This window comes from Brevibacterium sediminis (genome assembly GCF_013623905.1).
Taxonomy (GTDB): Bacteria; Actinomycetota; Actinomycetes; order Actinomycetales; family Brevibacteriaceae; genus Brevibacterium; species Brevibacterium sediminis.
The window spans coordinates 1-7891 of record NZ_JABKDD010000032.1 but is presented as its reverse complement, the minus strand read 5'-3'; the positions used below and the strand labels follow the sequence as shown (position 1 = coordinate 7891).

The 7891-nt window shown below is 64.9% G+C and carries 7 protein-coding genes and 1 other RNA gene; 7 read left to right on the top strand and 1 reads right to left on the bottom strand.

The features are described from left to right. Window positions 1-214 precede the first annotated feature (214 nt). From smpB to HK108_RS18480, 7 genes are all read left to right on the top strand, one after another. A complete protein-coding gene (gene smpB / locus HK108_RS18510) occupies window positions 215-685 on the top strand; it encodes an SsrA-binding protein SmpB (RefSeq protein WP_101547462.1) in 471 nt (156 codons plus the stop codon). Between the two features lie 221 nt (window positions 686-906). Continuing rightward, window positions 907-1284: a transfer-messenger RNA gene (gene ssrA, locus HK108_RS18505) on the top strand. Between the two features lie 169 nt (window positions 1285-1453). Then, the gene (locus HK108_RS18500) at window positions 1454-1840 is read left to right on the top strand and encodes an SdpI family protein (RefSeq protein WP_181272596.1); all 387 of its coding nucleotides are present in this window, start codon (window positions 1454-1456) and stop codon (window positions 1838-1840) included. Window positions 1841-2087: 247 nt separating this feature from the next. Continuing rightward, window positions 2088-2645, top strand: coding sequence for a hypothetical protein (locus tag HK108_RS18495; RefSeq protein WP_139470378.1), 558 nt, complete (start codon window positions 2088-2090; stop codon window positions 2643-2645). Window positions 2646-2724: 79 nt separating this feature from the next. Next, window positions 2725-3933, top strand: coding sequence for a sensor histidine kinase (locus HK108_RS18490; RefSeq protein ID WP_181272595.1), 1209 nt, complete (start codon window positions 2725-2727; stop codon window positions 3931-3933). Continuing rightward, window positions 3930-4568, top strand: coding sequence for a response regulator (locus HK108_RS18485; protein ID WP_181272594.1), 639 nt, complete (start codon window positions 3930-3932; stop codon window positions 4566-4568). The genes HK108_RS18490 and HK108_RS18485 overlap by 4 nt, the downstream gene beginning before the upstream one ends. Window positions 4569-4727: 159 nt before the next feature. Then, window positions 4728-5876, top strand: a complete 1149-nt coding sequence (locus tag HK108_RS18480) for a DUF418 domain-containing protein (protein WP_181272593.1) — start codon at window positions 4728-4730, stop codon at window positions 5874-5876. Here HK108_RS18480 and HK108_RS18475 read toward each other — a convergent pair. Beyond that, window positions 5857-7533 (bottom strand): thiamine pyrophosphate-binding protein, encoded by a 1677-nt coding sequence (locus tag HK108_RS18475; RefSeq protein WP_181272592.1) that lies wholly within the window; start codon window positions 7531-7533, stop codon window positions 5857-5859. The two genes, HK108_RS18480 and HK108_RS18475, sit on opposite strands and share 20 nt — an antisense overlap. Between the last annotated feature and the right edge of the window lie 358 nt (window positions 7534-7891).

The window sequence follows — 7891 nt, the reverse complement described above, 5'->3', positions numbered from 1 at the left end:
CGAGGACATCGTTCGAGTCAGTAGTTCTGCGGGTCATGATGATCGATGGGACGGTCAGTTCCTACTCTGCCAGCCAGTCCCAGACCAGCCACCATCAATACTCACAGTAGTTCTGGGAGGGGACGGGCGTGCGGAAGGGCGGCGATGGGATAGAATTGATGGCTGTGCCCGCAAACGCGTGCACAGGTGATCGGGAGCAGAGAGGAGGCCGGTCATGCCGAAGGACACAGGCAAGAAAGTCATTGCGAGGAACCGCAAGGCGCGCCACGACTACCACATCGAAGACACGTGGGAGGCCGGACTCGTACTCACCGGCACCGAGGTGAAATCGCTGCGCGAAGGCCGAGCCTCGCTCACCGACGGCTTCGCCCTCATCTTCCAGAATGAGGCCTGGCTGGAGAACGTCTACATTCCCGAATACCTGCAGGGGACGTGGACGAATCACTCGGCCCGCCGCCGTCGTAAGCTGCTGCTTCACCGCGAGGAGATCCTCAAGATCTCGCAGAAAGTCAAGGAATCCGGCCGGACCTTGGTCCCGCTGGAGCTGTACTTCGACGGCTCACGCGTCAAGGTCGAGATCGCCCTGGCCCGCGGCAAGCGCGAATGGGATAAGCGACAGGCACTGCGCGAAGCGCAGGACAAACGCGAAGCCGAACGCGCCATGAAGTCCAAGCAGTACCTGTAAGGGTTGGTCGACGGTGGGTTCGATTCCCGCCATCTCCACCGTCTCTCGGCTCCGTCGCCGAGGCGGTCCGAGCGCATCCGAGCGCGTCCGGTCACGTATTCGCGGAGTTCAGGGAATGCAATTGGCTCGGTCTGCGTTGTACGAGTATGCTGGAGTATCTGATCGGCGCCAGCAGCCGCCTCGGCGGATGAAACAGCTGATCAGGATTGGTAACAGAATATGGGGATGATCGGTTTCGACGTTGGACACTGCGTCGGGAGAAGCGGGCCGAGAATGCAGAGTCATCTCGTTAATGTCCTCTGCAAAACAATAGGTGCTAAGTCTAACAACCGCACCGATTTCGCCCTCGCTGCCTGATAGAGCGCGAGCTGCGAATCCGTCAGCCTAGAGTTGCCTCTGCTCTAGATACTGGCGTCGCTTAAGAGGCCACTGCTTCAGGCACATGTTGGGGGTGCCTGAGGGACTTTCACTCAACTCCGTTCGTTGGCTTACGTGTTCGTGCGATAGCCAGAACCTAAGACACTAATTCACGAACTGCGCCCGGAGAAGTCCTGACAATCTGCCGACGGACGCGGGTTCGATTCCCGCCATCTCCACGTGTCACAGCCCCGGATTCCGCAAGGATCCGGGGCTTTTCGCTGTCCGGATATCCCCAGACTTGCAGTTTCACCACATCGACACCGGTGAACACCATCGCCGAGGCGGCCGGACAGGGCCGTTCCCATCTGTCCTTTGGAGAGCGGCTGGGTTCAGCCCCGATGAGATACGGTGGACCCGAGTTCAGAGAGGGGACCGGCAACGATGTTCTATCCGCCGCTGATCGGCTATCTGCTCCTCGCCGTTGTCTGCGTCGTTCTCGTGTTGGTCATCCGCGGCGACCGTCTGCCCCGCAATCGTGCAATCGGAATCCGGTCGGCGCTGACGCTGCGGTCCGAGGCTTCTTGGAAAGCTGGCCACCGTGCGGCGATTCCCGTGCTCATCACCATCAGCATCATCGCCGTCGGGTTCTCGATTGCACTGTTGAGCGTTGAGAAATTCGCCTGGCCGAAGGCAGTCGGAGCCGTTCTCGCAGTCTCGGGGTGGCTGCTCATCCTCGGCCTCTTTGTCAGAGTCTGGACGGTTGCCAACCGCGCGGCGCGGTCCGCAGACAAATGATCTGCCACGGCGACGACCTCCCCGGAGACGACCGCCATACCGTTGTCTGGGCACTCTCTTCGCGACGCCCTTGCGAGACCCGGGAGTTCCGACCACTCGGCCGATCACGATCAGCCATTCGGCCGAGGCTCGGCCTCCCCGAAACGGGAAGGATCGAGGGTGTCAGACAGCAGCCACGCGCCGGCTGTGAAACCCCGGCCCAGCACAGTGACTGCTCACTCCGATCCGATAAGGACGCTCCACACTCATGAAGAAGGCACTCATCGCCCTCGGCACCATCGTCATCATCCTCATCGCCCTCATCGGCGGACTCATTGTGGCTGAGAACCGTGCGAAAGTCGCACTCGAAGCCGACGTCGCCGACTACCTGGACGGCTGCGCGATCACACCCGACACGATCGACGTCCACGGTCGCCCCTACCTCCTCTACGCTGCACAGCACACCGCAGACCTCAGCTACGTCGATCTCGACCCAGCGAAGGGAACGAACAAGGATCAGGTCCTCGTCCACCGCCTCGTCGACGGCCACGCCGACCGGCTCACCCGCTTCATCACCTTCGACTACCCGTCAGGCCAGGTCCGGCCGGTGAAGAATCCCGATGACTCCTACACCGAGGTGGCCACCATCGACGGCAAGAGGGTGACCTTCTCCGCCCGGGCGGAAGGCAACCGGCTCGATGTTCTCGCCGACGAGCGTTTCCTCACCGACCGCGCCCTGCCGCAGGCGGCCGAAGTGCGGAACGTGTCCGCGGGAGACGATGGCGTGGTTGTCGAGGTCGAATACGCTGACACCGACTGCCGCTGATACGGTCAGCGCAGCGCACGACAATGCCGAACCCGAGAAACCAGAACCTGGCATCCGGCGTTGACTAGACTGTGAGCAAATGAGACGACTCCTCACCTGGCTGTGGCTGATCCCGGTCCCGCTGACCTTCGCCCTGGAACTGTTCATCGGCAGCGGCTGGTCACTGATCCTCGGCAACGTCATCGCCGTGGCCGTCGGCCTGCCCATCCTCATTCGAGCCCAGTTGCGTCCGGGACGGTCTGCACGGCTGGAGTGGGCCGTCCTCGGACTGCTCGGTGGCCTCGCCCTGGCCGCCGTCGCCGCCACACTGAGTCTGACGACTCTGTGGCTGAGCCTGACGGTGCTGGCGATGCTCACGCGCGCATCCTCGGGCCGGATGAGCATCGCCTCCATTGTCGTTCTCGCAGTCGCGAACATCGTCTGTCCCCTGGTCATGGCCGACGGTGCGACCTTCGCACTCATGGTGTTCGCCCTGATCATCGCCGCGATCGCGATCGGTCTGATGCTGCGATCGAATGACCGCACCCTGATCGAACGACAGGCCACCGCCACCGAGGCGGAACGACGTCGCATCGCCACCGAACTCCACGACCTCATCGCCCACGAGGTGACCGGAATCGTCGTGCTCGCCCAAGCCGCCGGGCGCAGCGACAGCCCGGACCTGAGAACAACGGCCCTGGCGAAGATCGAAGATTCGGGGACCCGCGCGCTCGAGGAGATCCGCCGCCTCGTCTCCGACGCTCGAAGCGGCAAGCGAACCGATGACTCACCCGCCACCGCTGCGGGAACGGTGTCCGATCCTGGCCCGGGGGCCGCTTCCCGCACCCCGATCGCTTCGGGGCCGCAGGCTCTGCGTGACCGGGTCGCGGCGTTCGGCAAGTCTGCGACGATCACAATCGACACCCCCACCGAGGTGGCCGCCCCGGTCTGGCCCGTCCTCGACCGTGTCCTCGTCGAATCCCTGACGAACGTGCGCCGTCACGCCGGCGCCGATGTCCCGGTGACGGTCACCGTCATGACCGAGCCCACCACCCCGACTGTCTCAGCCGTCGCCGAAAACCTCGCCGGGCCCGACGTTCTCGGCACTCTGGTCATGACCGTGACCAACGGAGTCGGTTCCGGTGGGGTCGGTGCCGGTAGCGGCACGGGACTGAACAGTCTGCGCGTGAGGGTGAGCCACCTCGGCGGGAGGATCGAGGCGGGACCCGAACCCGGGGGAGGGTGGAGCGTGGTCGCGCGATTGCCGCTCAATCCAGTGAACGACCACCGAACAGGGGAGAGCCGATGATCACCGTCGCTGTCGTCGACGATCAGGAGATGGTGCGGATGGGATTCTCACTCATCCTTGACGCCGAAGCCGATATCCGCGTCATCGGGCAAGCCGCCGACGGGGTCGACGCGATCGTTCTTGTCAAACGCGAACAGCCCGATGTGGTGTTGCTTGATATTCGCATGCCGCGCCTCGACGGTTTGGCTGCGCTTCCGCGACTGACTCCGTATTCGCAGGTCATCATGGTCACCACCTTCGACGATGACGACTACGTCGATGCGGCTCTCGCCGGGGGAGCCAGCGGATTCCTGCTCAAGGACGCCGGAGCCGACCTCCTGCTCGCCGGAGTCCGAGCGGCGGCGAACGGCGATGCGCTCATCTCCCCCTCGCTCACTCTCGACCTGCTCCGACGGCGCACCGCCGCACCCCGGTCGGAGACCGCGCGCATCGACAGCCTCAGCGATCGGGAGACCGAGATCGCGAAGCTCGTTGCCGTGGGGCGGACGAACCAGGAGATCTGCGCCGAGCTCTTCATCTCACTCGGCACCGTGAAGACCCACCTGGGCAGCATCCAGGCCAGACTCGATGCCCGTAACCGCGTCGAGATCGCCGCCCGGATGTGGGAATCCGGGGTCATGAAATCCGACGGCTGAGGAGCGCGGACTCTTCTCCCACGGTGCAGTCGTCTCACCCACCCCAACCGCACCCACCCCGCCAGTCACGTCGGGATCAGCCGAATGGCCGACCCCGTTCGTCGATTCTCGGTCGCACGGCCGATGCGCCAGGTCATCGATCCGGGAAGGATAGAAGCCATGACACGACCTCAATCCGACACCACACGCCCTGCCGACAACGTGAGCCCCGCCGAGACGGCGAGCCTCGCCGACACCGCGCGCTCTGCCGACACCGCGCGGCCCGCAGATATCCGATCTCGTCCCCGCATCGCCGCACTCGACGTCATCCGCGGGTTCGCCTTGTGCGGGATCCTGCTGGTCAACCTGCCGCCGATCTTCGGCCTCGGCGTCGAGGGTGGGGGCCTCGACTTCTACCGTTTCTACGAAGACTTCGTGCAGAACCGCTTCTTCCCGATCTTCTCGTTCCTCTTCGGAATCGGGTTCGGACTCATGTGGCTGTCCGCCCGGGATCGCAGCCACCGACCGCGCCTGGCTCTGCTGCGCCGGTTCGCCTTCCTCGGCATCCTCGGTGGGCTCCATCAGCTGCTCCAACCCGGCGAGGCGCTGCTTCCATATGCGCTCGCCGGGATCGTCTTCCTGCTGCCGGCCACGTGGATCGCCGACCGGTGGCGGAACGTCGTCACCGCGATCCTCGGCGTCGTTCTGCTCATCGCCGGAGTGGCCACCGGAGGCGGAATGGCCGTCATCCCCGGACTCTTCCTGCTCGGCTTCGCCATCGGCGGCACCGATTTCCTCCGATCCGTCCTCAACCGCCCGGGACGAGTCGCGATCGCCGGTGGTTTCGCACTGATCGTGACGGTCGTCGGCTTCTCCGTGACGGACTATACGACCCGTCAAGTCGACCAGTGGATCAATGCCGGCCTGGGCCTGTGTATGGCCCTGACCTATATCGTCGCCATCCTGCTGCTCCTGCGCACCCCCGCCGAGGCGGTCCTGAAGTCCGTATTCGCACCGCTGGGTCGGATGGCGCTGAGCAATTACGTCGGCGCCACTGTCATCCTTGTCGCCGTTCGGCTGGCAGCGCCCGATCTCGCCCGGTTCGACGACCGCGGCGGATACGTCGCCGGACTCGTCATCTGCGCCGCGATCATCATCGTTCAGGTCGTCGTCTCAACTCTGTGGCTGAGCCGTTTCGGACAGGGCCCGCTGGAGAAGCTGTGGCGCCTCGTCACCTGGGGCCGGTCGGCACAGCAAGACCAGTGTCTGAACCAGGGCCGCCACCAGCTGGGCAACCGGCCGGGCGCCTTCACGAGTTCACGCGGATGACCTCTTCTTGGTACGGTGCGATGATCTCGTCGGAGATCCGCAGGTCGAGGAGCAGGAAGGGCCGTTCGTCTACTGGGCGGGACTTCCACTCCTCAACCACGGCGAGATCGCTCAGGGTGCGGACGGCGACCCCGTGCCCACCGGCGGCCGTCGCGAGGGCCGCGAAATCGATCTCGTCGATGAGCATGGGCGACTTCTCCAGCCCCTTGAGCCCGTACAGGTTGACCTCGGCACCGTAGGCCGCGTCATTGAAGACCACGGCCAGACCGCGACCGCCGGCCACCCGGATCGCGGTGTCGAGGTCGGACAGTGCCATGGCTCCGCCGCCGTCACCGGTGGTGAGCACGATCGTCGAGTCCGGGTTCGCGCGGGCGGCCCCGGCGACGCTGTGCCAACCGAGTCCGATCGATTGGAAGGCGGTGCCGACCATCGCCAGTCGGTCGGGTGCACTGGGCTCCCAGAACATGTTCGCCCAGGCGATGAAATGTCCTCCGTCGGAGACGACGACCCGATCCTCGGGCAGAACCTCGCCGAGGCGGTTCGCCGCCGCACGCGGATCGAGCCGACCATCGTCGGCGAGCTCCGACCCGACGACGTAGGCACGGTCGGCAGCGGTGTCGACGGAATCGTGCCAGCGTGCGTCGGCACTGTCCGAACTCCCAGCACTGCCGACGCCGGTCGCCGCCAGGCGCGCGATGAGTTCGGCGGCGGCGAGTTTCGCATCGGCGCGGATGAAGCCTCCGACGCGGGCGTTCGTGGCGCGGTCGTCGGTGTCGATCTGCCATACCGCCGTCGAGGGATGGAAGAGGTCTCCGAAACGCATGGTGAACTGATTGAGCGAGGCTCCGAAGACCACGGTCACATCGGCCTCGCGGACGCGCTCCATCGCTGCCGGGGCACCGAATCCGCCGGCGACTCCCAAGTCGTGTTCGGCAGCCGGGAAGATGTTGCGTCCCAGCGCGGTCGTCACGGTGAGTGCTCCCGTGATGTCCACGAGTTCACCGAGTTCGGACTCGGCTCCGGCCAACCAGGCACCGCGGCCGGCGAGCAGCAGGGGACGTTTCGCTCCAGACAGATCGGCGGCAAGGCGATCAAGAGCCGCATGTGCGAATTCGCCGGTCGGTGCCATCGGCGAGGGACGACTGGGGCCGGGCACAGCCGGGATCTCACCGAGGTCCAGAGTCGCGACATCGTAGGGGATGGCCAGGACGACGGGCACTCGGTAGGTCAGCGCATGCTCGATGGCGGTCACGGTGGCTGCGGCGGCATCGACCCGACCGACGGTGTAGGTGCGCACACCCACGGCTGAGGCCATGGCGATCTGGTCGACGTCCCATGGTCGGGGACCGGACGTGGGCTCATCCCCGACGACGAGGACGAGGGGAACCCGGGCTTGTGCCGCCTCGGCGAGGGCGGTGAGCGTATTCGTGAATCCCGCACCATAGGTCGTTGTGGCCGCGGCGATCCGCCCGGAGGTGCGGAAGTGAGCGTCGGCGGCGACGACGGCTCCGGCCTCGTGGCGGACGGCGGTGTAGGTTGCCGAGGTGTTACGCAGCAGGGCGTCGAGGAAGTAGGCATTGCCGTTGCCCATGAGGCCGAAGACCTCGTCGATGTGGGCGGCAAGGGTGTGCGCGACGTGCGCGGAGGTATGAGCCATGGCAGGCCTTTCGCGAATGAGATATGGAAATGAGGGATCCATATATGTCTCACACGCGCGGTTTGCGGCTTCGTGCTCCTTTTTCGAGCACCGGCTGATGTGCCGCTCGCCCTGGGCACCCATTTCCGGGGGCTGCCGTGGGCGGCTCAGCCTGACTCTTCGAATATAAGTGACTGTGGTCTGAGACACCAAGTCGAGCGAGGTACTAGAACTACCTGACGGCGGCTCAGCAACCTGGCGCTGGAGTGGTCCCCGAAAGTTGGACTGTGATCAACACAAACCAACTTGAAGGGACCATTCCATGCGTCAGGACTGTCTGATCACCAACGACCAAGCCAAGGCCGCGATCGAACTCTTC

Coding starts and splice junctions, on each gene's coding strand:
- smpB (WP_101547462.1), top strand. CDS start 215: ATGCCGAAGGACACAGGCAAGAAAGTCATTGCGAGGAACCGCAAGGCG.
- HK108_RS18495 (WP_139470378.1), top strand. CDS start 2,088: ATGAAGAAGGCACTCATCGCCCTCGGCACCATCGTCATCATCCTCATC.
- HK108_RS18490 (WP_181272595.1), top strand. CDS start 2,725: ATGAGACGACTCCTCACCTGGCTGTGGCTGATCCCGGTCCCGCTGACC.
- HK108_RS18485 (WP_181272594.1), top strand. CDS start 3,930: ATGATCACCGTCGCTGTCGTCGACGATCAGGAGATGGTGCGGATGGGA.
- HK108_RS18480 (WP_181272593.1), top strand. CDS start 4,728: ATGACACGACCTCAATCCGACACCACACGCCCTGCCGACAACGTGAGC.
- HK108_RS18475 (WP_181272592.1), bottom strand. CDS start 7,533: ATGGCTCATACCTCCGCGCACGTCGCGCACACCCTTGCCGCCCACATC.